Annotated in this window: 20 protein-coding genes; 14 read left to right on the top strand and 6 right to left on the bottom strand. The window is 43.9% G+C overall.

Annotated elements, in window-relative coordinates; genetic code table 11:
- The first annotated feature begins 89 nt into the window (after positions 1-89).
- From DTQ70_RS25610 to DTQ70_RS25570, 9 genes are all read left to right on the top strand, one after another.
- Positions 90-1,022 (top strand): DUF4249 domain-containing protein, encoded by a 933-nt coding sequence (locus DTQ70_RS25610; protein WP_122933431.1) that lies wholly within the window; start codon positions 90-92, stop codon positions 1,020-1,022.
- Between the two features lie 136 nt (positions 1,023-1,158).
- Positions 1,159-1,887: a hypothetical protein gene (locus tag DTQ70_RS25605; RefSeq protein WP_122933430.1), complete on the top strand. Its 729-nt coding sequence runs from the start codon at positions 1,159-1,161 to the stop codon at positions 1,885-1,887.
- On the top strand, positions 1,884-4,646 hold the full coding sequence (locus tag DTQ70_RS25600; protein WP_122933429.1) for a TonB-dependent receptor: 2,763 nt from the start codon (positions 1,884-1,886) through the stop codon (positions 4,644-4,646). Before DTQ70_RS25605 ends, DTQ70_RS25600 begins: the two co-directional genes overlap by 4 nt.
- A gap of 24 nt (positions 4,647-4,670) precedes the next feature.
- The gene (locus tag DTQ70_RS25595; protein WP_229600010.1) at positions 4,671-5,786 is read left to right on the top strand and encodes a DUF4249 domain-containing protein; all 1,116 of its coding nucleotides are present in this window, start codon (positions 4,671-4,673) and stop codon (positions 5,784-5,786) included.
- Positions 5,787-5,802: 16 nt separating this feature from the next.
- Entirely contained in the window at positions 5,803-8,172 is a 2,370-nt protein-coding gene (locus tag DTQ70_RS25590; protein ID WP_122933428.1) for a hypothetical protein, read from the top strand.
- Positions 8,173-8,471: 299 nt separating this feature from the next.
- The gene (locus tag DTQ70_RS25585) at positions 8,472-9,155 is read left to right on the top strand and encodes an RNA polymerase sigma-70 factor (RefSeq protein ID WP_310588008.1); all 684 of its coding nucleotides are present in this window, start codon (positions 8,472-8,474) and stop codon (positions 9,153-9,155) included.
- A 37-nt stretch (positions 9,156-9,192) separates the two neighbouring features.
- On the top strand, positions 9,193-10,197 hold the full coding sequence (locus tag DTQ70_RS25580) for a FecR domain-containing protein (RefSeq protein WP_122933427.1): 1,005 nt from the start codon (positions 9,193-9,195) through the stop codon (positions 10,195-10,197).
- 36 nt (positions 10,198-10,233) lie between these two features.
- Entirely contained in the window at positions 10,234-12,141 is a 1,908-nt protein-coding gene (locus DTQ70_RS25575; protein WP_122933426.1) for an STN and carboxypeptidase regulatory-like domain-containing protein, read from the top strand.
- Between the two features lie 96 nt (positions 12,142-12,237).
- A complete protein-coding gene (locus tag DTQ70_RS25570; RefSeq protein WP_122933425.1) occupies positions 12,238-12,948 on the top strand; it encodes a porin family protein in 711 nt (236 codons plus the stop codon).
- Between the two features lie 76 nt (positions 12,949-13,024).
- Here DTQ70_RS25570 and DTQ70_RS25565 read toward each other — a convergent pair whose 3' ends face one another.
- Entirely contained in the window at positions 13,025-14,470 is a 1,446-nt protein-coding gene (locus DTQ70_RS25565; protein WP_122933424.1) for an APC family permease, read from the bottom strand.
- A gap of 243 nt (positions 14,471-14,713) precedes the next feature.
- Between DTQ70_RS25565 and DTQ70_RS25560 the strand changes: the two genes are divergently transcribed.
- Both DTQ70_RS25560 and DTQ70_RS25555 read left to right on the top strand, forming a co-directional pair.
- Positions 14,714-15,115: a group III truncated hemoglobin gene (locus DTQ70_RS25560; protein WP_122933423.1), complete on the top strand. Its 402-nt coding sequence runs from the start codon at positions 14,714-14,716 to the stop codon at positions 15,113-15,115.
- Between the two features lie 218 nt (positions 15,116-15,333).
- Positions 15,334-15,645 (top strand): isoamylase early set domain-containing protein, encoded by a 312-nt coding sequence (locus DTQ70_RS25555; RefSeq protein WP_122933422.1) that lies wholly within the window; start codon positions 15,334-15,336, stop codon positions 15,643-15,645.
- A 57-nt stretch (positions 15,646-15,702) separates the two neighbouring features.
- On the opposite strand, the gene DTQ70_RS25550 is transcribed toward DTQ70_RS25555, so the two are convergent.
- Positions 15,703-16,125, bottom strand: coding sequence for a hotdog fold thioesterase (locus DTQ70_RS25550; protein ID WP_221225626.1), 423 nt, complete (start codon positions 16,123-16,125; stop codon positions 15,703-15,705).
- An 80-nt stretch (positions 16,126-16,205) separates the two neighbouring features.
- On the opposite strand from DTQ70_RS25550, the gene DTQ70_RS25545 reads away from it, so the two are divergent.
- Genes DTQ70_RS25545 through DTQ70_RS25535 form a run of 3 tightly spaced genes read left to right on the top strand, consistent with a single transcriptional unit; the run spans position 16,206 to position 18,741 of the window.
- Positions 16,206-16,850, top strand: coding sequence for a histidine phosphatase family protein (locus DTQ70_RS25545; protein WP_122933420.1), 645 nt, complete (start codon positions 16,206-16,208; stop codon positions 16,848-16,850).
- Between the two features lie 7 nt (positions 16,851-16,857).
- Positions 16,858-17,757: an orotidine-5'-phosphate decarboxylase gene (gene pyrF, locus DTQ70_RS25540; protein WP_122933419.1), complete on the top strand. Its 900-nt coding sequence runs from the start codon at positions 16,858-16,860 to the stop codon at positions 17,755-17,757.
- 3 nt (positions 17,758-17,760) lie between these two features.
- A complete protein-coding gene (locus DTQ70_RS25535) occupies positions 17,761-18,741 on the top strand; it encodes a bile acid:sodium symporter family protein (protein ID WP_122933418.1) in 981 nt (326 codons plus the stop codon).
- 11 nt (positions 18,742-18,752) lie between these two features.
- Here DTQ70_RS25535 and DTQ70_RS25530 read toward each other — a convergent pair whose 3' ends face one another.
- Genes DTQ70_RS25530 through DTQ70_RS25515 form a run of 4 tightly spaced genes read right to left on the bottom strand, consistent with a single transcriptional unit; the run spans position 18,753 to position 22,907 of the window.
- Positions 18,753-19,805, bottom strand: a complete 1,053-nt coding sequence (locus DTQ70_RS25530) for a hypothetical protein (RefSeq protein WP_122933417.1) — start codon at positions 19,803-19,805, stop codon at positions 18,753-18,755.
- Between the two features lie 5 nt (positions 19,806-19,810).
- Entirely contained in the window at positions 19,811-20,617 is an 807-nt protein-coding gene (locus tag DTQ70_RS25525; protein WP_122933416.1) for a hypothetical protein, read from the bottom strand.
- Between the two features lie 7 nt (positions 20,618-20,624).
- Positions 20,625-21,080 carry a hypothetical protein gene (locus DTQ70_RS25520; protein ID WP_164490208.1) on the bottom strand — a complete coding sequence of 152 codons (456 nt, stop codon included), beginning with the start codon at positions 21,078-21,080 and terminating at the stop codon, positions 20,625-20,627.
- Between the two features lie 51 nt (positions 21,081-21,131).
- Entirely contained in the window at positions 21,132-22,907 is a 1,776-nt protein-coding gene (locus DTQ70_RS25515; protein WP_164490207.1) for a hypothetical protein, read from the bottom strand.
- Positions 22,908-22,912 lie beyond the last annotated feature (5 nt).

Below are 22,912 nucleotides of genomic sequence, written 5' to 3'. Positions count from 1 at the left end.
CGTAAAAATTTACGCAGGCAAAATCAGGCTGTATATCACTTGAGGTCTGACTATCGTCTGACCTCGTAACCCTCGTAACAACAAAAAACATGAAACATATACGTATTTTCGGACTCATCCTTTTTGCGCTTGGTTTCTATTCGTGCGAAACCCTTGTGAATGACGTGGACCCCGACCGTTTGCCGCGTACTGACAGAAAATTGGTGGTACACGGGTACTTGTCACCTCAAGATACACTTATTGCCATAAAAGTTTATTACAGTACCCAAGTTGTCGGAAACGACCCTTACCTTACTGGTAACGGGATACCGATTCCTTTGGCCAATGCAAGTGTCACCCTTTCGACCCAAGGAAAGAGCGCCAAACTTTCGTTTAACGGCGAATTAGATGCCTATACCATTAAACCCAGTGAATTTCCAATTATAGAAGGGCAAACCTACACGCTGAAGGTAGAACGAGACGACCAAATAGCGGAGTCTTCATGTACCGTCCCTCGAGCGGTGGCTATTCAGCAAGTACTGCAAGACTCGGTAGAGCGAAGCACTTCTAACCCTGGTATTACTCCTCCAAAAGATTACTTATATACGCTAGTTTGGACAGACCCTGTAGGACAAAAGAACTATTATCGCGTAGGAGGCTATGTCTATCTAACCCAGCGCACCCAAACAAGTCAAGGTAAGTTTATCGACTATCCCAATTTTAGCAATCTAAGTTTTCGAGACAATAATCGTTCGCGTGAATTTATCGACGACCAAGATGTTGATGGTGTACAGATTACCTCGGGTTCGGGTCGGTTTTTTAATTATTATTCTTCGATAAACACTAATTCGCCTTTTACCCTTCATTTTGTGGAGGTATCGCTCATTCATTGCGAAAAAACGTACTACGATTACCACCAAGCCATTCAAAATTTTGACCGTGACAACCCCTTTGCCGAGCCGTCTCTGATTCCTTCCAACATCAAAAATGGTTTGGGGTGTTTTGCGGCTTATAGTCGTAGCTCCATTGTGATAAAGAAATAAGTGTAAGAAGTTGCAACACCCACACAAACGGCTGCGTAAAAGTAGCTGATATTGTGGGTGTTTGCTTTACAGTAATTATCCCATAAAATCAGCTTTTAAATTCGTTATTATTTTGCACTTCCTTTATTCACACTACATGAGCAAACTTTTCCTTTCGCTTTTCTTAGTCTGTCAATTAGCGCTCACGGTACTGGGGCAAACCGCCAAAGTAGCCGATACTTCTCCACAAAAGCCTATTACAGAGACTCTTTATCAAAATGCAACGGAGCTTTCGCAGCACCTCTACAATGGTCAGCGGTACCATATCTATGACAGTCGCTCAAAAGATCATCAGTTTTTTCAGGTAGAAGACTGGCGGCCAGGAAGCTTTGACTACGATGGGCAGCATTTTGAAAATATCCCAATCATGTATGATATCGTCAAAGATTTGGTGGTTATTTATTACCAAGGGCGCTCAGGCTTGATTCAGCTACAGAGTGAACGGGTTAGTCGATTTTCATACATCAATCACCACTTTGCGCGAATCGAGCAAAATAAAGCGCTTGGGACGACCGTACCAACGGGTTTTTATGACTTTTTGTACGATGGCAAAACCAAGGTGTTGGCTCGCTGGACGAAGCAACGACAGGAGCAAATTGAGAGCAACAGAGTGAATGTCTATTTTTTGCCCAAAACCTTTTTTTACATTCAAAAAGAAGGCGAATACCATCTTATTACGTCAAAAAAATCGGCATTGGCCTTGTTTGGAGAACATAAAAAAGAACTCAAAAAACACCTCCGCGAAAAGCGCATTAAATTCCGTAAAAACCGTGAAGAAGCCCTCGTTACAATTGCTAAACACTATGACCAACTTGTCCACCCATGAAAAAACAGCTACTTATTTTCTTCTTGCTTAGTGTCTTTGGTAGTGCGACATGGGCGCAAAACAAAACCGAAAAACGAATCAGTATTACGCTCACCGACGGTACTTTTGAGCAGTTTGTGAAAGAGGCAGAAAGCCAAACAGGCTGCTTTTTTTACTACGAAAAAGGGCTAATTGATAGCCTAAAAATTACCATTCAAGCTCAAAATCAGTCGCTGACGAGTGCGTTGTTGCAGGTATTCAAAGGCACCGATTTTAAGTTTTCTATAGATGAGCAGCAACGCGTTTTTGTTACCTCCGATCAGGCCATCATCACGGCGCTTCCTTCCAACCTCTTTGAAGGAGACGACACTCCTGCGGATCAAAACCAGTACGTGGCTCCTACCACCGACGAATCGGACAAACTGCTATCGACGGCGGAAAGTAAGACTTATAACATTGGCCCTCAGCGCCAGCGTATTATGGAAGGCAAGTCGGCTATTTCGGGTTATGTGCGGAACGCCGTTACGGGAGAGCCCGTCATCGGTGCGGCCGTCTATATCGAGTCGCCGTCGATTGGAGTTTCTACCGATGCCCTTGGCTTTTTTGCGCTCAAGATTCCGAATGGTAAGCATACACTCAAAATCAAGAGCGTTGGGATGCGGGACACCTACCGCCGAATTGTACTTTACGGAGATGGGAAACTGGATATTCAAACCCAAGAGAGCGTAACGGCATTGAAGGAAGTATCGGTGGTAGCAGGAAAAGATGTCAACATTGCAGGTACGCAAATGGGGCAATTAAAACTGAGCATCAAAACCATGAAACAAGTACCTACGGCGTTTGGCGAAACGGATTTGCTTCGGGCTGTATTGACGCTCCCAGGGGTGAAGTCGGCCAGTGAAAGCAGCGTTGGGCTCAACGTTCGGGGAGGCTCTACCGATCAAAACTTGATTTTGCTCAACGATGCAGTGATTTATAACCCATCGCACTTATTTGGATTTTTCTCGGCTTTTAACCCCGATGCCATCAAAGAAATTGAGCTTTACAAAAGCACAATTCCTGCACGTTATGGTGGACGTTTGTCGTCGGTACTCGAAATCAATGGCCGCGACGGTAACAAGAAAAAGTTTGTCGGTTCGGGTGGAATTGGACTTTTGACGGGACGTTTGTCGCTCGAAGGGCCTATCATAAAAGACAAAACATCGTTCTTGGTAGGTGGTCGTTCGACTTATTCTAATTGGCTTTTCAGACGTCTGGATAACAATTCCTTCAACAAAAGTACCGCCAATTTTTACGACGTAAACCTTCAATTGAGCCACGAAGTCAATCAAAAAAACAGCTTGACGCTTTCGGGTTATTTTAGCAATGATAAATTTAAACTCTTTGGTGATACCGCCTACGCTTACCGAAATCAAGTAGGGTCGTTTAAATGGAAACATACCTTCAACTCCAAGTTGTACGGCACTTTTACGGGCGCATTTAGCAAGTATAATTATTCGGTGGGTACGTCGCGCGTTCCCATCAATGCGTTTGACCTTACCTTCGACATTCAGCAAAGCAATGCCAAGCTGGATTTCACGTATTTTCTCCACCCAAAACACACGCTTGATTTTGGGGTAAGTAGCATTTTGTACAAACTTTCGCCTGGAACTATCACGCCTACGGGAGAAAAATCACTCATTCTTCCCGATGTTTTAGAACAAGAACAAGGCGTAGAAAGCGCCATTTACATTGAAGATCGCTATGACGTCAATTCGCGACTTTCGTTGAGTGCGGGTCTGCGTTTTTCTACCTATTCGTTTCTGGGTCCTAAGACAATCAATAATTATACAGCAGGGTTTCCCATTGAAAAAATCTACTTAGAGGGTACTACCGAATACGGGAAAGGCAAAAATATTCGTAGTTATCAAGGCCCCGAATACCGCATTTCAGGCCGTTATCGGCTAACAGATAATACGTCGGTGAAAGCGAGTTATAACACGACTCGCCAGTATATTCACTTGTTGAGCAACACAATGGTCATGTCGCCAACCGACATTTGGAAACTCAGCGATACCTACATTAAGCCGCAGTTAGGAAGTCAGTGGGCCGTAGGATTTTACCGAAACCTCCGTGGCAATAAGCTAGAATTGTCGGTCGAAGCCTATTACAAAACCATCCAGAATTTCTTGGATTACAAAGGCGGAGACTCATTGATTATGAACCACCACATCGAAGCGGCAGTCATTTCGACAACGGGGAAAGCCTACGGAGTGGAGTTGATGGCCAAAAAATTGACGGGAAAACTCAACGGCTGGGTGAGTTATACCTACGCCCGTACTTTACTTCGGGCCGACGACCGCACGTCGCCAGAAGCACCTAACAACGGGGACTATTATCCAAGTAACTACGATAAGCCCCACGATTTTACGCTCGTCAGCAACTATAAGTTCTCACACCGTTTTAGTTTGTCGTTCAATTTTACCTACAGCAGCGGACGGCCTTACACGCCGCCTATTGGAAAATACATATTAGAAGGTGTCCAGCGTATTTATTATGCCGAACGAAACCAATACCGAATCCCTGATTATTATCGGGTGGATTTTTCGATGAACGTAGAAGGCAACCACAAAGTCAAAAAGTTAGCGCATAGTTCGTGGACTTTTGCGATTTACAATTTGCTAGGTAGAAAGAACCCTTCGTCGGTATATTTCCGTTCTCAAAACGGCATCATTCAAGGTTATATGCTGTCAATTTTTGGGCGACCTATTCCTACCATTACGTACAACTTCAGGTTCTAGCCTCTTCATTTTCACACTAATTATATGAAAAAAATACTTTTGTTTATCGTTATCATGACGGGGCTTTTGGTACTTGAAGGCTGCGTAGTGCCTTTTTCACCTCCTGAGGTTTCGTCGGCCAATCGCTTTTTGGTTGTTGATGGCTTTTTTAATACCAACGGAATCGACAGCAGTAGCATTATGCTGACTTACACCCAAGTTGTTTCCAATAAAAACACTTTTGGAACGGAGTTAAGAGCACGGGTGACTGTGGAGGGAAATAAAGGAACTACTTATACCTTTACCGAAATTGGGAAGGGATTATATCGGCTTCCAGCTCAAAAAGTTAACCCTTCGGAGCAGTTTCGGGTTCGTATCAAAACCACCACCAATAAGGAGTACCTATCGGAGTATGTAGAGGTAAAACAAACGCCCCCGATTGATAGCATAACTTATAAAGTTGCTTCTGATAGGAGCTCGGTTCAGGTGTTGGTCAATACCCACGACCCCCTCAACAAAACCCGCTATTACCGTTGGCGTTTTGAAGAAACTTGGGAGTATCATGCCCCTTTGATATCGGTCTATGAAATTAAGAATAAAGCCATCGTAGATCGTACTTCGCTGATCAATGTTTGTTGGCAAACGGCCCGCCCTTCAAATATCTTGTTGGCATCCACTGCTAAACTATCGCAGGACATTATCAGTGATTTTCCTGTAACAACCATCTCGGCCGTTTCCAACAAACTCCGAGTGAGATATAGCATTTTGGTAAAACAAATCGGGTTGACGGAAGATGGATTTGCGTACTGGAATTCACTTTCAAAGACGACAGAAAAAACAGGAAGTCTTTTTGATCCACAGCCGTCGCAAGTGACAGGAAATATCAAAAATACGAGCAATCCTCAAGAATTGGTGTTTGGACATTTTAGTGCCGTTTCACCCCAAGAAAAACGTTTCTTTGTCCCTGTGTCACTCGGCTTCCCAGTTTTCTGCCCGCCTTCGGATACCCTTAGTTTGGCAGATGCCCTCAAATGGACAGATATTATTGTGAGCCAATACTACCCAGAAGGTGCCCGCTTCCCTGATTATATTGTTGGTACTTCCGAATGTGCCGATTGCCGAACCCAAGGTGGTACGCTTGTTCGTCCTAGTTTTTGGTAATAACCCTCCTTATGCTATGAAATTCCGTTTTCTACCAACGCTATATTTTACTTTTTTGCTTGGGGTAGCCGCAGGAGTGGCCCAAAACCCGACGCAGCAACTGACCAATTACCGTCAGCAAGTACCGCAAGAAAAACTTTTCTTTCACCTCGACCGACCGTTGTATTTGGTGGGTGAAATGATTTGGTTTAAGGCGCATTGTGTCGATGCGGCCTTACATACGCCATTGGACATGAGCAAAGTGGCTTATTTGGAGGTGTTGGACAAAGACCAAAATCCTGTGTTACAAACCAAAATCACCCTCGACGGTGGTAAAGGGTCGGGTTCGGTGTTTATTCCGCCGTTTTTGGCCAGCGGCAACTACCTAGTGCGCGGTTATACACAATGGATGAGAAATTTTAGCTCAGAGTTTTATTTCCAAAGCCCCATCACCATCGCGAACCCATTTAGCAAACCAGCCGCCGCTCCCACCACGGCAAAAGCAACAACACCTTACGATTTGCAGTTATTTCCCGAAGGTGGCCAATTGGTGCAAGGGCTCGAAAGCAAAGTGGCGTTTAGGGCTGTGGGCGAAGATGGAAAAGGAATCGCATTTCGGGGACGGGTTGTCAATCAACAAAACGACACAATCGCTCGTTTTGAACCGCATAAATTTGGCATAGGTACTTTTGGGTTTACGCCAGAAACAGGGCAGTCGTATCGTGTTTTGTTGCAAGATGCTCAGAAACAATGGTTTGTTTATAAACTCCCTGATGTGTTGGCGCAAGGGTATGCCATGCAAGTGAGCGAGTCAACGGCCAATACGCTTGATGTTATTGTTCGAGCTCAAGGGAAAGAAGGAGCTGTATCTTTGCTGGCACATACCAAAGGAATCGCTAAACATGCCGCTCAGGCTACCTTCCAAAACGGTCAGGCGCGTTTTAGCCTCAACAAAAACGTGCTTGGTGATGGCACTTCGACTTTGACAATTTTTGATAATAATCAAACACCAGTTGCTGAACGTTTGTATTTTAAGCGTCCAAAAGAGTCATTGACGGTTTCGGTCCAAGCGGGCAAAAGCCAGTACAACGTTCGCGAAAAAGTAGAACTAGACCTTGGAACGCAGATAGGCGCTGCCGCGACCGCCGCCGATTTGTCGGTATCGGTTTTTTTGGTGGATTCGCTGCCCGCACCTTCGCCTGTGTTTATCGACAGCTATTTAGGGTTAAGTTCCGACCTCAAAGGGAATGTTGAATCGCCCCATTATTATTATCAAAACGATGATGAGGTGGCGTTGGATAACCTGATGCTGACCCACGGTTGGCGACGTTTTACTTGGGATGACGTTAGGCATACCAAGCCAAAATTTGCCTTTCCTCCCGAAATGACGGGGCATTTTATTACGGGAAAAGTGGTGGATGCCAAAACGGGAACGGCCGTTCCTGACATTGATACTTATTTGGCCGCTCCAAGCAAACGTCCTCAGTTGTTTGTTTCGACGAGTGATTCTTTGGGGCGTATTTTGTTTGAATTAAAGCATTTTTTGGGGGCAAAAGAGGTCATTGTTCAGACCAATACCCGCAAAGACAGCACCTATCGCATCGAAATCAACAGCCCATATTCCGACAAGACGTCTTCGTATGTATTGCCTAAATTCCATTTTGATGCTTCGTGGAAAAACGATTTGCTGACCCGCAGTATCAACATGCAAACCCGTAATTCGTTTTTGCCCAAATCGGCCCAACAAATGATGACTACCGAGGCTGATACGTTGGCCTTTTTTGGAAAACCTGATGAAAAATACCAATTAGATGCCTACACGCGCTTTCCTACGTTGGAAGAGGTCATGCGGGAATATGTACCAGGAGTGGCTGTGCGCCGCCGACAAGGTAAGTTTATTTATAGGGTGTATGACAAATTACAGTCAAATGTTCCGTTTGAGGAAGAGCCGCTTGTGATGGTGGACGGCGTTCCGATGTTTGATACCGACAAAGTGTTGACTTTTGACCCGCTCAAAATCAAAACGTTACAGGTGATTGACGGACTTTACTACCTTGGGCCACTCTCGTTTCCAGGCATTGTGAGTTATTCTACTTACAAAGGTGATTTGGCTGGTTTTCCCATCGACCCACGCGCGTTGGTGCTTTCGTACGAAGGTGTGCAGGGAAAGCGGGAGTTTTATGCACCGCGTTACGATGCAGCCGAGCAGCTTAAAAGTCGTGTTCCCGATTTTCGTAACCACCTGTACTGGAATCCGCAGGTAATGACAACTAGCAACAAACAAACCCTCAACTTTTATACTTCAGACCAAATAGGTACGTACCGAGTTGTGGTACAGGGCCTGACCGACAAAGGTGTTTCAGGTAGCAAAACATTCACGTTTGAGGTCAAAAAATCGTCTTTGTAAAATAGGTTGCATTATCCCACCTTATTTTATACATGTTAAGACCAATTTTATTGAACCCGAAGATTTTTATTTTATCCGTGTAAATCAGTTCAATCTGTTTCATCAGTGTGCTAAAATCGTCGATAATAGAACACGGATGTTCATAGATTTGACACGGTTTTTATGGATTTAAAAAATCTTCGGGTGTAGTAAGCTTTCTGAACCTTCCTTTGCCATTTTTTACCAAATATAACATTCTTTTTAAAAATATTTCTTCGACTCATAGGGGGAAGGCAATCACTGAGTTGTCATAGGAGCAAATGAGTGCTTTATCCATCGTTTTCGACAACTCGTCACAAAAAGAAACGGTACGTTGGCCGCAAAATCGTACTTTTGCGACAAAACGAAGGGAATCCTATTACGTGCAATTGTCGGACACACAAATACTTATAGCCATCAGGGAAGGCGACGAACGGGTTTTCGAACAAGTGTTTCGGAAATACTACGGAGGGCTATGCACCTACGGGCGGTCGATTTTGCGCGATGAAGAAGAATCGGAAGAGATTGTTCAAAACGTGTTTGTGGGTATTTGGGAAAAACGGGCGGAATTGGAAATTACGCAGTCGCTCAAGTCGTATTTATATCGGGCGGTGCATAATCATTGCCTCAACCGCATCAAACACCAAAAAGTGCGCGACGAACATCAGCAATACACGCTTTATTCGCAAGAAGAAGCGTACGAATCGGTGAGTCAGACGGTGTATAAAAACGAACTCGAAAGCGAACTTGCTAAAGCGATTGGGAAGTTGCCCGAACAATGTCGGGTGATTTTTAAGTTAAGTCGTTTTGAAGAATTGCGTTACCAAGAAATCGCGGATCAATTGGGCTTGTCGGTCAAGACCGTCGAAAATCAGATTGGAAAAGCGCTCAAAATATTACGCACCGAATTGGCAGACTTCCTGCCTGTGGTAGCGATTGTCTATTGGTTGACCAAAAATCTGTGAAGTTTACAAGAATAGAGTGCATGACAAAAATTTACCCATGAGTGCAAACGAACCCATTTCGGACGATTTACTGGCGCGGTACGTGGCGGGAACTACCACCCCCGACGAACAAGCGCAGGTAAAAGCATGGCTGGCCCAGTCGGCTGACCATGCGCAGGAATTGGCGCGTTTTGAGCGGGTGTGGGAGGCTTCGACGCAGGTAGGCCCTCCCGCCATGGAGGTGGACGTAGAGGCTGCTTGGAGTAAGGTAAACAAGCGAATAACTGCTAAGAATGAGCAAGTTGAGCCAAAAGTGTTGCCGTTGCGAAAGTCCTCTTTTGCCGCATGGCGCGTAGCAGCAAGTGTGCTGGTCGTGCTCGGTTTAGGCTGGCTGGGGTATCGTTGGATGACCCCGATAGAAAAAGCTGAAATCGCTGTGGTGAAGACCAAAAAAAATACGCTTGAGCAGACCTTGCCTGACGGAACAAAGGTGTTCTTAAACGAAAATTCTACGCTGACCGCTGCCGCCGATTTTAACGATGAAACGCGTACGGTCACGCTGAAAGGAGAGGCGTATTTTGACGTCAAACGCGACGAAACGCGGCCTTTTATCATCAATGCCAACGGTACGGAAGTACGGGTATTGGGGACATCTTTCAACGTAAAGGCGTACGACAACCACGTCCGAGTCGCAGTTACAAGCGGAAAAGTGCAGTTTTCGACCCCAAAACAGAAAGTAGTTTTGGTGAAAGACGAAGCTGCTGCTACTTCTGAAGCCGATACCATCGTCAAATTACCCGCGTTGAATTTCAACGAAATGGCCTACCGAACGCGGGTTTTTGTGTTTGAAAAAACCAACTTGAGCGACGTCGTTGCGTCGCTGCGCGAAGGCTACCATGCTGATATTCGTCTCAGTAGTCGTCGGTTAGAAAACTGCCTGTTGACGGCGCGTTTTGAAAAAGAAAGTTTAGATACCACGCTCTCCGTCATTGCCGAAACCCTGAACCTACGGGTCGTTCGGCGCGGGAATTCCATCTTACTGGATGGAAGCGGATGTGAATAATGTACTTCACAATCAACTGTTTACCAACTAACAGCCATGAAAATTTGCTTACAAACCATTGGGTTTTGTCTCGTTACTCTTTTCTGTTTTGCCCAAAAATCGGTATTAGATAAACCCGTTACGGTACGCGTTGCCAACGAACGATTAGAAGAAACGCTCAAACTAATTGGGGACAAAAACGGGTTTAGTTTTTCGTACAATCCCAGCGATTTTGACGTCAATCGCCGCGTGTCTTTAAACGCGTCGGGCAAGGCCGTGCGCCAAGTACTGGACGAGATTTTTAAAGGAACAGCTACCTACAAAGAGCGCCGCAACCACGTCATTCTTCAGAAAGTTACCCCCACCAACGAGCCTCCGAAAGAGGTATTTATCAACGGATATATTTTTGACCAAGAAACGGGCGAACGCATTGCCCAAGCGAGTATTTACGAAAAACGAACGTTGGTTTCTGCCGTGTCTAATTCGATGGGCTATTATCGGTTGAAATTACCAGCAGCGTTGCCCAACCCTCGCTTGGAGGTGCGGAAAGAAAAATACCTCGGGACAAGTATGCCCATTAATAACCAACTGTCATTAGATATTGGATTGATTCATACCAAAATCGACGGAAAAACCGAACCTATTCGTCCCCAAACACTTCCCTCGACAACAGTAGCGCGAAAAGATACCTTCAAAGTAAAAGTTCCCGTGGCTTCGATGCCAGTGTTGGTGGCTTCGGCAGATACCAACGATGTTCCTGCCAAAAAACGCGAATTGAGTTTAGATAAAGTCCAAGAAACATTCGTGGATGCTTTTACCACGGCCAAGCAAGCCGTTCACATCAAAAACGTGGACGATACGCTCTACCGTCCCTTTCAAGTGTCGTTTTTGCCGTTTATTGGAACCAACCACGTATTGAGCGGGCACGTTATTAATGCGTTGTCGTTCAATGTGATAGCGGGTTATTCGTTGGGAGTCAATGCCTTGGAGTTTGGAGGGCTGGCCAATTTGGTGCGTTGGGATGTGCACGGCGCTCAGTTTTCGGGTTTTGTCAACCTCGTTGGGCGCAATGTCTTTGGCTTACAATTTTCGGGTTTTGGCAATGCCGTTTTAAGAAATTTTGAAGGTATGCAGTTTTCAGGTTTTGCCAACCTAACGGGCGGGCACCACAGCGGGATTCAGGTGGCAGGTTTTGCCAACTTAACGGGACGTAGTTTTAGCAACGGCCTCCAAACGGCAGGCTTTGCCAGCGTGACACTTGGAAGTTTACAAGGGGCTCAAGTAAGCGGTTTTGCCAACGTCGTGCTCGGAAATACCCGTGGTATGCAACTCAGCGGCTTTGGAAACGTGGCCCTTCGCCGCTTGAAAGGGGTGCAAATCAGTCCGTATTTCAACTATGCGGGTATTCACGAAAAAGGACTCCAATTAGGCTTATTCAACTATGCCGACTCCTCAGGGGCAATTCCGATTGGACTTTTTAGCTACGTTCGCCGCAATGGCTACCGTCGTTTTGAAATCAGCAGCGACGAACTTAACTACGCGAACCTAACCTTCAAAACGGGCGTACGTGGTTTTTATAACATCGTGACACTAGGCGGTAGCTTTGGCATGGCCGACAAACCTCTCTATACTTTTGGCTATGGCATCGGAAGTTCGGTGTATTTTGGTCGTGGTTGGGCAGGAAACTTGGACCTAACCGCCAACAAAATAATGGAAGCTACCAACCGATTTGATTCGTCAAACGGAATGTTCTATCGGTTGAGCTTGGGATTGGAAAAAAAATTGTCGCGACAGCTGGCATTGTTTGCGGCGGGTACGTGGACGGCACTCACGGCGGAGCCTGGTTACATCAAGGCCGACTTATCGCGTCTGTATCAGCCACTTCCAGTCACCACTTTGCGCGATGGCCTTGATTTAACCAATTGGCTCGGTTTTCAGGCGGGAATTCGGATTTGTAATCGTTAACAATCATTAACGACGCGCGCCGTTACTTGCCAAAATACGGAGCGTCCAAAGGTCGTTAATCAAGAAATAATCGTTTACAAAACCATCTTCAGTGCCATGAAAAATTTCGCTTTTATTCGTTCAAATGTTGCTTTTATCGTAGGATTGATCTTCCTCGCCGTGACCACCCAAGCGCAAGTGTCTATTGGGGCGCGTGGCGGAGCATCGTTGGCCAAAACCACAGGAAACGGCGGTTTCGTTGAAAACTTTACAGGGAATCTTAATTATATCGTGAGCGGAAACGGCGGTGTATTTTTACAAGTACCCATCTCAGGCGGTTTGTCGTTCCGTCCCGAAATAGCCTATACCCAAAGCGGGGCTGGTATTTCTTCCAATGATTTGTTGGATTTGGTAGGTGTGAATCTTCCTTTAGGTGGGTCGCTCAAGCAGCGCCTTACGTACATTCAAGCGCCGTTGTTGTTGCAGTACGAGTTTGGAGATGCAGGCAATCGGGTAAAACCTTACGTGGTAGCAGGGCCTACGTTTAGCTATCTTGCCGACGGTAAAATTGTAAGCCGCGCCGATTTGATTCTTTTCCGCACGCAGCCCAACCGCACGAGCATCGGTTTGGGTGGTTTCAACCGCTTTGAAGTAGGCGGAGCAGGAGGCGTAGGATTAAGCTTTGATTTGGGAGGTGCCAAACTTTTTATAGAAGGTCGTTACCAACGTGGTTTTACGCGGGTATATGATACTCCGATAGTACAAGTGCCCGTTCACAATCAAAGCTTCACGGCCTTGGCAGGATTTTCAATTCCGTTGGGAAGATAAAAAATCGGTTTTATTAGGCATAAAAAAAGTGGATAGGTTCAAACCTTATCCACTTTTTTTATGCGCTTATCAGAAGTTATTCTTGATTCAAATTACTCGTCTTACGACTATATAAAAAGTAAATCACTACCCCCAAGGCTCCCCAAACAAAGAAAGCGATGATTGTATCAGAACGTAAGTTATACATCAAGTACAGGTTTGTCAAAATACCAAGTGTCGCAATGACTGGTAAAGCAGGAGCTTTATACGGACGTTCGATGTTTGGTTCACGTACGCGCAACAACCAAACCGCTCCACAAATCATTGCAAAGGCCAAAAGAGTACCTGAACTAGTTAATTCTGATACTTTGTCAATGGGAGTAAATGCTGCTACACAAGAAACTACAAATCCCACTAAGATAGTACTTTTCCAAGGGGTTTTAAAAGTAGGGTGTATGGCCGCAAAGAAGCTTTTAGGCAATAAGCCGTCTTTCGCCATACCCAAGAAGATACGGGTTTGAGAATACATCATCACGAGCATTACTGAAGTTAAACCCGCTAAAGCTGCTATCGTAATGATATATACCGCCCATGTAATGCCATTATCAGCAAAAGCTTGTGCCACAGGTGCTTTCAAGTCAAGTTGGTCAAATTTAACCATTCCTGTGAGTACCAACGAAACCAAGATATAAAGAATGGTACAAATAACCAATGAAGCAATAATCGCAAATGGGACGTCTTTAGTGGGGTTTTTAGCCTCACCAGCTGAAGTGGAAACGGCATCAAAACCAATGTAAGCAAAGAAAATAATACTGGCAGCGGTTACTACACCTTGTAAACCATAGTGACCTTGTCCAGCGTCGTCGATTACACGCTCAGGGATGAAGGGAGTCCAATTGGTAGGATCCACGTAAAAAGCCCCTACTACAATAACGAAGATAACCGCAGTGGTTTTGATGGCTACAATGATGTTGTTGGCACCTGAAGCTTCTTTAATACCTTTTACTAAGACGGAAGTTACCACCCAAGCAATCAAAAAAGCAGGTAAGTTACAAGAGAATCCGCCTTCGTAGCCTTTAGAAGCAGCTGTGACGGGATCATTGACAAGCCAAACGGGCAAATGAACATTAAAAAGATGAAGGAATTTTTCTAGATAGCCCGACCAACTTACGGCTACGGTAGTGGCTCCCATCATGTATTCCAGAATTAAGTTCCAGCCAATAAACCACGCAAAAAATTCGCCCACTGTACCATAGGAATACGCATAAGCGGAGCCTTCAACGGGCAAAATAGAGGCAAATTCGGCATAACAAAGAGCCGCAAACGTACAGCCAATGCCCGCAATCACGAAAGAAAGTGCCAAAGCAGGTCCAGCAAACTGGTTAGCGGCAATACCTGTAAGTACAAAGATACCCCCACCAATAACCGCCCCTATGCCAAGTGAGGTAAGTTCCCACCTCCCCAGTACACGTTTTAGTTGGTTGTTTTTAACATCAGCTTCAAAGGCTGATAGGGGCTTTTTACGCCAAATAGAGTTACTCATATAAATTTGGTTTTTAGAAAATTAGGTTTGGTTTGTGATTCAAATACGGTTGAAAAATACGCGGTTATCGGGTTGTTACCAAATAAATGAGACGAAAAGTTATTTGATAACGAAATATTTTGATTTTTAAAACAAATGATAGTGAGCTAGTTATCTCCCCAAACTTGTAGCGAACCCTGATTTTTGTCATAGCTGTTTCGCGACACAGGCACCTATTTTGTGACACATTTGTTTAGAAAAATTATGCGAAAACAACTCGAAAACCGCGCAGATGTAGAACTGTTAGTGAATAGTTTCTACCAAAAAATACGGGAAGATGCCGAGCTTGGCCCTATCTTCGATGAGGTCGCACAGGTATCGTGGGAATTGCATTTACCCAAGATGTATGATTTTTGGGAAGGGATTCTCTTCGGAACACTTAATTATAACGGCCGACCTATGCCGCCGCACTTCCGCCTAACGGCAAAATATACCCTCACGCCCGCACACTTCGACCGATGGCTGGCGATTTTCTTCCAAAATGTCGATGAGCTTTTTGAAGGAGAAAAAGCCGACGATGTCAAGTACCGTGCCTACAGCATTGCAAGCATTATGAACAACCGAGTGCAGCAGGTCAATGACCAATTACGCGTCGAGAATTTATAAATACAAATGCCCGTCTGTTGTTTTTTTGAAAAAATAGTTCCCGATATACCAACTAGATTGATGAGTTTCTGGGAATTATTTTTGCTGTTTTTTGTAATGATGAACTATTTTATTGTATTATATTAACAATATGTTAATGTAACTGACTGTATATCATTGACTTGATTTGGATTTATTTTATATCTTTGCCCCCGCGAACTAAATAACCAAATAACGCTATGGCAATTGCAAAACAAGTATTGAAAAGCAAACCTGTTTGTAAAGTAACGTTCTCTCTTTCAGCTGACGAAGTCGCTGGTGCAAAAGATGTTGCTCTATTGGGAGAGTTTAATGGTTGGGCTACTGATGCCGCTACAAAATTGAAGAAACAAAAAGATGGTTCATATAAAGCTACTGTAGAGTTGGAAACTGGAAAAGAATATGCTTTCCGTTATTTGCTCGATGGCACTACATGGACCAACGATGAAACTGCCGACAAGTACGTTCCAACGGGCGTATCTTACGACGAGAACTCAGTAGTGGTTCTTTAATCGGTACTACAATTTTGAACAAACCCCTCCAAGCGTCCGTTTGGAGGGGTTTGTTGTTTATGGAGTTGAAAGAATGGCCATCGTTAGGCGACTAATGCAGACGAGCTTGCCGTCTTCAGTCGTGATGCGGATTTCCCACACGTGCGTGGTACGTCCAATGTGAATGGGCGTAGCTTTACCATACACCCAGCCACTTTTGACGCCGCGTATGTGATTGGCATTGATGTCGAGCCCAACGGCATATTGATGGGCTGATTCGGGTAAGATAAGGTATGAAGCAATACTGCCAACGGTTTCGGCCAATACCACCGACGCCCCGCCGTGAAGAATCCCAAAGGGTTGGTGCGTGCGGTGATCAACGGGCATTCGAGCAATGACGTAATCGTCGCCTACTTCTACGTATTCGATGCCCAAATGACCTGCAATTGTATTATTATCTAACTGTTTGATGCGTTCGAGTGCATTAAGTTTGTTGAACATAGCTAAAAGGGGTATTTTTGTCGTGTCGTCAAAACTAGGCGATTTCATTCGATTTTAAACGGATTTTACGTAGATTTTACATGTCTTCTAAAGTTATTTACCTCATCCGCCACGGTGAAACCGACTACAACCGACGAGGAGTTGTGCAGGGAAGCGGAATAGATGCTGAACTCAACGAACTCGGCCACGCCCAAGCCCAAGCTTTTTTCCAAACCTATCAAGACGTCGCTTTTGATAAAGTATATACTTCCAACCTCATTCGCACCAAGCAAAGTGTTAAAGGGTTTTTGGAAAAAGGACTGCCCCACGAAGCCTACGAAGGGCTAAATGAGATTAGTTGGGGAGTGAGAGAAGGGCGTACGCCTAATAGCATGGACAACGATTATTACCGTTGGCTGATTGAGAGTTGGCAAAAAGGTGAAGTAGAGCTACAAGCTGAAGGAGGCGAAAGTCCCGTGGATGTGCAAAGTCGCCAATTACCCGTGATTGATTTGATTCTATCTCGCCCCGAAGAAAAAACGGTACTTGTTGCCATGCACGGCCGCGCTATGCGGGTGTTGTTGGCGACCATTTTTAAGCGTCCTTTGCACGAAATGGATGAGTACTTACATACCAACTTGGGCTTGTATCTCCTGCATTACGATTATCACACGGGCTCGTTTTCGATTCAAAAACACAACGACATAGCTCATTTGGAGCAAGTTCCTCCGCATTTATTAGCCTAACCAAGCAATGACCAGAAACCAACTGATTGAACAGATAAAACGAAAAAAGTCTTTTTTGTGCGTAGGGCTCGACCCCGACCTCAAAAAGCTACCCAAGCATTTGTTGAAAGAACCAGATGCGATTTTTGAGTTTAATAAACGCCTTATCGACGCGACCGCACCGTATGCCGTGGCGTATAAACCCAACATTGCGTTTTACGAAGCCCTCGGCCCGCGCGGATGGAACAGTTTGCAGCGTACATTGGCCTACATTCCCAAAGACTGTTTCACGATTGCCGATGCCAAACGCGGCGACATCGGAAATACGTCGTCGTTGTATGCCCAAGCTTTTTTTGATAAAAACTCGTCGGGAATGTCGTTTGATAGCATCACGGTGGCACCTTACATGGGCCGTGACTCGGTCATGCCTTTCTTGGAGTTTAAAGACAAATGGGTGATTTTGTTGGCCTTAACCTCTAACGAAGGAAGTGCCGATTTTCAAACTCATTTACTCAATCCTCAATTGTCGCGCAACGATGAAGACGAGTTGGGGTTGGCCAATAGCCAAATTGTCGTAGAAAATCAGAATGAGTACGTGTTTGAGCGTGTACTGCGCGTGTCGCAAGAATGGGGAGGGGCCGACCGCCTTATGTATGTAGTCGGTGCTACTAAAGCCCCGATGCTCAAGCAAGTGCGGAAAATTGCGCCCGACCACTTTTTGTTGATTCCTGGCGTAGGTGCGCAAGGGGGAAGCATGGAAGAGGTGTGTAAATACGGCATGAACAAAGACTGCGGATTGCTCGTCAATGCCGCACGAAGCATTATTTATGCTTCATCGGGGACGGATTTTGAGCAAAAAGCCGCCGAAGAAGCCCAGCGAATGCAGCAAGAAATGGAAGCACAATTGAAGGCGTTTGGGATTATTTAGCCTATGGTACAGTTACTTGCAAAAGTAGGCATTAACGGTTTTTTCTTTTGCTTGCTGGCAATGATTGGACTGGCCTATGTTTTCCCTAGTTTGGGGCTTGAGCAAAGCCCCTTACATTTGCCACAAATCGCCGAATACGGAGTATCGGTGATTTTCTTTTTTTACGGCCTAAAACTAAGCCCCGAAAAGCTAAAAAAAGGACTGAGTAACTGGAAACTGCACTTGCTGATACAGCTGACGACGTTCGTTTTTTTTCCGTTGGTCATTATCGGATTGGGCAAGGTGTTGCCGATAGATACCACGTCGCTGCTTTGGACGGGGGTGTTTTACTTGGCGGCATTGCCATCGACGGTTTCGTCGTCGGTGGTAATGGTAGCGATTGCGGGTGGAAACCTTCCTGCGGCGATTTTTAACGCCAGTATTTCGAGCATCATTGGTATTTTTATTACACCTCTCTGGATGAGCAGGGTCCTGGAGCAACAAGACGCCAATTTCGACGTGACGCACGTGATTTTGCGGTTGTGTTTGGAGGTGTTATTGCCCGTGGTTGTGGGTTATTTGCTCCACAAAAAACTGGGAAAATGGACCGAACGCTACAACAATGCCCTTCGTCTTTTTGACCAAAGCATCATTTTGTTGATTGTCTATACGTCGTTTTGTGAGTCGTTTGCGGGCAATATGTTTAGCAATCAGTCCGCGTCGGAGCTTTTTCAGTTGGGAGTGGGGATGATGGCGTTTTTCTTATTCATGTTTGGCGCGATGAACCTCCTCAGTTACGCCCTCAACTTCAACCGACCCGACCGAATCACGGTTTTGTTTTGTGGCTCTAAGAAATCGCTCGTGCAAGGTGCCGTCATGGGAAAAGTACTTTTCCCGACGCCCGAATTATTGGGAGTGGCGTTGTTGCCTCTGATGATTTACCACGCCTTGCAACTCATGGTTGGGAGTATGATAGCGCAGCGGATGGGGGAAGGGAAGGGGTGAACTGTTTTTTGTTATTTACAATCAAAAACAAATCCTCGTCCTTCAAATGAATAGTTATTGGTAATCGTTTTTTCTGAAACAGGTTGATTATTACCATCTAAAATAATTGCATAATCAGTTCTATAAACAGTTGTTGTGAAATTTTCATAAACAGTTTTTTCTTTGCTTTTAAAATACTTCGGAGGTTGCTTACCCGTATTATACCCATAATTAACCTCATACTTTGGCAGTTTTACCTTGTCTGAATAAAGCGATACTGTTACGCTCGTAAGCTTTGATGTGTTTGTTCTTTTGTTATATTCAGTTGTCGTAACTGTTATTCCTGTTTCTGTATATTTATAGTGGCTACGATATTCAATGTCACTCGATTCAGATGAACTTATTTCTTGTTCCAAGAAACCATCACTGTTATACGTATATGTTACTGTCGAAAGGTAAAAAGAAAATTTTACGATTCTTTTTTGTAAATCACAATAAATTCTTTCTTGAACATCTGTATTACTATTTTTTTTTACAATATAGGGTTGTGTCAGACTGCCCAAGTTGGCTTCCGTTTTTTCGTAATTGGTAAAATAGGAAAAAATTACTTTACCATTCTCCCTATCAACATTTTCCTCTCTTATCACTTCGTTCAAAGCATTGTAGGTAAATGTAACTGCTGTTATCACTTCAAATCCATCAAAGGATTTAAAGTAAAACTCATTTTTTGTCAAATTGCATACAGTAGTAGCCTCAAAATCAGCATCAATAACTTTGTTTTTTCCGCATTTTGAAGTAAGATTTGCCTGTACGTTATATTTGCCTTCGGTAGCCAATGTAAGGGCGTAATTAACGGCATTCGACGTACTGACAACTGTACCATTGGCGCTTTTGATGGTCCATTGCAAAGCAGCTATATCGTTTATAGACTCGCTTATAACAAAACTGAATTTTTTCCCATTTGACGGGTCTTTGGTTACAGAAATAGTGGAGGGAAGTTGGCAATTGTACTGCTCAAATTCTTTGGGCTCTTCTAATTTACAGCCTAAAAGAAAAAGCAACGGGAGAAGTAGAGTGTATTTCATGGTCGTTAGAATTTGAAGGTAAGTCGAGCCCCATTTGAAGTAGGATTGAGACTGAGTTTGCGTTGTTTGGGCTTCTTTATAAACAAGTATGTTTCGGCCAACAATGCCACACCAGCCATGCCCAAGCCAATGATTATTTTGGTTTCAGCCACCGTTTTGAGTTTTTGGGCTTCGTCAAAACTACTCTTATATTTCTCATAGTCGGATTGTTGGTAGATTTTCCCTGTTGGATCTTTGTCAAATTGTCCTACCATTGTGTTCATGTCGCTTAGTTTTTTGTCATACCCTGCCTTTGCCAAATAGGCAAAACCAAGACCGCAGATGCCTACTGCACCAACAATGACTTTGGGTAACACAGCAGGTTTTTGAGTTACAAACTTTGGCAAACTTTCTTCTTGTTTTCTAGCAGGTTCACTAAAGACGGGTTCTACAGGTAACGGCTTGTATGCTGGTATTTTGTTTGTTTTAGGAGGTACTGCTTTTTCATTTTCAGAGCTCAATCCCGTCTTTTCTTCGATTTCCGTTTTCTTTCCACTGTAATACTCCGTACTTCCGTTCATGTATCTGATGTGGGAGACTTCTGACGTATTAATGGAATAAATCGGCCCTTCTAAATTTTGAAATTTGCGGTACTTGATAGTAGTTTCGGCTATTTCTACCACTTTTGCTTCAATCTGCGACTTATCAAGTTTGACGATAATATCTTGACTTTTTGTTTTGTGGCTTACCATTGCACAAAGCAACAGCAGCAACATAAGAATTTGTTTTGTTGTTGTTGTCATGGTTTCGAGATAACTGATTTTGAATTTCATAAGGTTTCTATTGTAATTCAGCTGCCTCAAGAAAAATCCAATAGCAATAATTAACTTTAACGGTTACTCTTTTGGTGAATGTCTTCCCATTGCTGGCTTTTGCCGTAATAGTCATGTTTAGTGAAGAATTGACAATGTTGGGATTTGAATTAACAATAGACCGTAAGTCTAATATAACTGTAGATTCGGTGGCTTGTTCGCAGTTTTGGGGTGCGGTTGGGTAGTATTTTCTAATGGTGGCACGGTTGCTAATACCATAGTTATCTAAGGTGTAAGTGACTTCAATCGGACCAACATTGAGGTCACTTTTTATAAACAATGTATATTGTACCGAATGAGTATAGTCGGTTGGCGGAGCTATAAAAGAACCTGCCGAAAGTTTTGAAGTGTACTCGTCTTCGTTGACTATACCTTCTATGATGGAGTATTCATTGCAGGAAATCAAGAATGATGACAGTAGCAATAGTGAAAATATATTTTTCATTTTGAAGGATTTGAAGATGGTAGGTTTTGATTAGAATATACCCTGTCGAATAAGACGCACTGAAAAATAACTCTTGTTATATTCTTTGGGTAAAATCGATCGTAGTGGGGTTAGTATAGTAGTCGGATAGTCAGCCTTTCCTGCGATGGCGTAATTTTTGCTGTACAAAAAATCTAATATAATAGTACTGCTCATGTTGATTTGTAAGCTACCTACCATTTGTGGGCTTTTGGATGCAAATGAGAGTTTCTCAAAGTAAATGCCTCCTTTTATATATGTTTCTTTAGGTTCGTTTACAAAATGGAGCATTATGCCGCCGCCAAACCTTGCAAGGCCGTAATTGTAAGTACCTTTTTCTACTAAGTCACTGGCCGTAGTACCGCCACTTGCCGCATCTTGGTCGTAGTTATAATTGCCGCTTCTTTTGAGCCATCCACCCTCCGCGTACAGTTTGAATACCGACTCGGCTTTTAAACCCATCTGAAGGGTGGCAATGCCTCCATAAGTACCATGCCTGCCATCCGTACCCTGTGATCCAGCATTAAAACCTAAGTAATAAACAGGGTTGAGGTGAAAACTAACACCATTTTGATTAAATAATCCGAGTTTTAAACCCGCCATTATAGAGTAATGCAAGGTGGTTTCAAAGCTTGATTTTTTATTGAAATCGTCATTGACAATTATCGGAATACTCTCCAAACCTAAGCCTACTTGAAATCTTAAATTAGCGGGTCTCTCGTCATATCGGTCTTTCATTATCGAAAACAGCGCAACGGCAACGGTAGTAGCAGCGGCGGCTTCGGTATTGACCTGTTGCTCTTGTTTTAGTTTATCATCTACCCGTGCTTTGCGAGCGGCCGCCTCCGCTTCTAAGCGTTTTTCTTCTCGTATTTTGGCTATCCAGTCTTGTACGTGTTTTTTTTGCTGATCGTTTACAGCGTAGTTGAGCGAAGTTTGCAGATTGTTGATAGCTCCGTCATAATTTTTAGAGCTATAGTTGGCCATGCCTTTCTCGTAGTAGCTTTTAAAATTATTGTCTCTTTCCGAACTGGCTTTGTCTTCTTTTTCTTTAGCTACGTCCTCTTCTTTTTTGGTGGTTGCCAGTGTGTTAGCGCGGTTTTTGGCACGGGTGAGAAGCGGCTCTAATTGATTGACTTTGGTTTGTTCAGAAGTGCTACTGTTGTTGATGATATTGGTAGCATCACGAATTATGGCCTGACTTTCAGAGTCGTCACCTGGGATTTTGTCTATATATACTTGAATGGCATCAAGTTTAGCTTGAACGTTGGCAGCACCGCTGCCTGATGCACCTTGCGCATTACTGTTGTCGGTATTACTGGCTTGGATATTAGTCTGGTCACTACCGCCACAGTTAGGAGGCCAGTTTGGTGTACTTGATCTTTTATCACATTCTGCATAAACAGATGACTCTCTCCCTTTACAAGGTGCGTAATCTTGATTACCAAAACGCACTTTATCAATTTCTATTTCTAAACCATTTTTACTTATCCCAAAAGTCCAATTACCAGCACCGGTACTAATTTCTCCCGGATTCAAAGAAGTTCTACCGTCCAGACCTGCACCACCATCGAATTTATAATTAAAATAAACTTTCTGGTTATAAGTGGACTTCATTTCATAATAATAATGATATTTCTTCGCGCTTGAATTGTATTCCGTTAATCTTGACCTAACTTGTATTCCTGAAAAACATTTCATAGTTATCCATGGGCCAAATGAAGTGCTTTTCTGACCAAATCCAGAAAAACTTATTACTAAAAACGAAACGAATAGGATATTTTTCATAATCC

This window comes from Runella sp. SP2 (assembly GCF_003711225.1).
In the GTDB taxonomy this organism is placed as follows: Bacteria; Bacteroidota; Bacteroidia; order Cytophagales; family Spirosomataceae; genus Runella.
Note: the sequence above shows the minus strand (reverse complement) of the source record. Positions and strands in the feature narration are given on the sequence as shown.

Bases quoted from the DNA above. Each gene is read 5' to 3' on its own strand.
- DTQ70_RS25610 (WP_122933431.1), top strand. From the start codon at position 90: ATGAAACATATACGTATTTTCGGACTCATCCTTTTTGCGCTTGGTTTC.
- DTQ70_RS25605 (WP_122933430.1), top strand. From the start codon at position 1,159: ATGAGCAAACTTTTCCTTTCGCTTTTCTTAGTCTGTCAATTAGCGCTC.
- DTQ70_RS25600 (WP_122933429.1), top strand. From the start codon at position 1,884: ATGAAAAAACAGCTACTTATTTTCTTCTTGCTTAGTGTCTTTGGTAGT.
- DTQ70_RS25595 (WP_229600010.1), top strand. From the start codon at position 4,671: ATGAAAAAAATACTTTTGTTTATCGTTATCATGACGGGGCTTTTGGTA.
- DTQ70_RS25590 (WP_122933428.1), top strand. From the start codon at position 5,803: ATGAAATTCCGTTTTCTACCAACGCTATATTTTACTTTTTTGCTTGGG.
- DTQ70_RS25585 (WP_310588008.1), top strand. From the start codon at position 8,472: ATGAGTGCTTTATCCATCGTTTTCGACAACTCGTCACAAAAAGAAACG.
- DTQ70_RS25580 (WP_122933427.1), top strand. From the start codon at position 9,193: ATGAGTGCAAACGAACCCATTTCGGACGATTTACTGGCGCGGTACGTG.
- DTQ70_RS25575 (WP_122933426.1), top strand. From the start codon at position 10,234: ATGAAAATTTGCTTACAAACCATTGGGTTTTGTCTCGTTACTCTTTTC.
- DTQ70_RS25570 (WP_122933425.1), top strand. From the start codon at position 12,238: ATGAAAAATTTCGCTTTTATTCGTTCAAATGTTGCTTTTATCGTAGGA.
- DTQ70_RS25565 (WP_122933424.1), bottom strand. From the start codon at position 14,470: ATGAGTAACTCTATTTGGCGTAAAAAGCCCCTATCAGCCTTTGAAGCT.
- DTQ70_RS25560 (WP_122933423.1), top strand. From the start codon at position 14,714: ATGCGAAAACAACTCGAAAACCGCGCAGATGTAGAACTGTTAGTGAAT.
- DTQ70_RS25555 (WP_122933422.1), top strand. From the start codon at position 15,334: ATGGCAATTGCAAAACAAGTATTGAAAAGCAAACCTGTTTGTAAAGTA.
- DTQ70_RS25550 (WP_221225626.1), bottom strand. From the start codon at position 16,125: ATGTTCAACAAACTTAATGCACTCGAACGCATCAAACAGTTAGATAAT.
- DTQ70_RS25545 (WP_122933420.1), top strand. From the start codon at position 16,206: ATGTCTTCTAAAGTTATTTACCTCATCCGCCACGGTGAAACCGACTAC.
- pyrF (WP_122933419.1), top strand. From the start codon at position 16,858: ATGACCAGAAACCAACTGATTGAACAGATAAAACGAAAAAAGTCTTTT.
- DTQ70_RS25535 (WP_122933418.1), top strand. From the start codon at position 17,761: ATGGTACAGTTACTTGCAAAAGTAGGCATTAACGGTTTTTTCTTTTGC.
- DTQ70_RS25530 (WP_122933417.1), bottom strand. From the start codon at position 19,805: ATGAAATACACTCTACTTCTCCCGTTGCTTTTTCTTTTAGGCTGTAAA.
- DTQ70_RS25525 (WP_122933416.1), bottom strand. From the start codon at position 20,617: ATGAAATTCAAAATCAGTTATCTCGAAACCATGACAACAACAACAAAA.
- DTQ70_RS25515 (WP_164490207.1), bottom strand. From the start codon at position 22,907: ATGAAAAATATCCTATTCGTTTCGTTTTTAGTAATAAGTTTTTCTGGA.